We start from the raw sequence: 307 nt of genomic DNA, 5'->3' as shown, positions 1-307 counted from the left end.
CCTGCCGTTCGCCTCCGACGCCGCGCCCGCGGCGGGCTACGACACCGAGATCGCCCTCGTGCTGCGCGACGCCGACGCCGCCGCGCGGCTCCGGGAACTGCTGGAAGCCACCACCCCGGCGCTGCTGCTGGCGCTCGCCGACCTCGCCGAGATCCGGGTGTGCACCGACACCGGGGAGCGGATCCTCACCCGCGAGCCCGGCCCCGGCGAGGACGTCCTCACCCGCGTCGAGCACCGGGCGCCCCGCTCCGGGGCACCGGCCGCGCAGGAGCCCTCCGGATCCTCCGACGCCCATACGGTGCGCTGG

1 protein-coding gene is annotated in these 307 nt (G+C 77.9%); it reads left to right on the top strand.

Translation table 11 applies throughout. From position 1 onward, the window contains the following. On the top strand, positions 1-307 hold a 307-nt coding region (locus tag D452_RS30615; protein WP_040692898.1), incomplete at both ends, for a hypothetical protein.

The organism is Nocardiopsis prasina DSM 43845 (assembly GCF_000341265.1).
Lineage (GTDB): Bacteria > Actinomycetota > Actinomycetes > Streptosporangiales > Streptosporangiaceae > Nocardiopsis > Nocardiopsis prasina.
The sequence above is the reverse complement of the archived record's forward strand: the minus strand, read 5'-3'. Positions and strand labels throughout refer to the sequence as shown.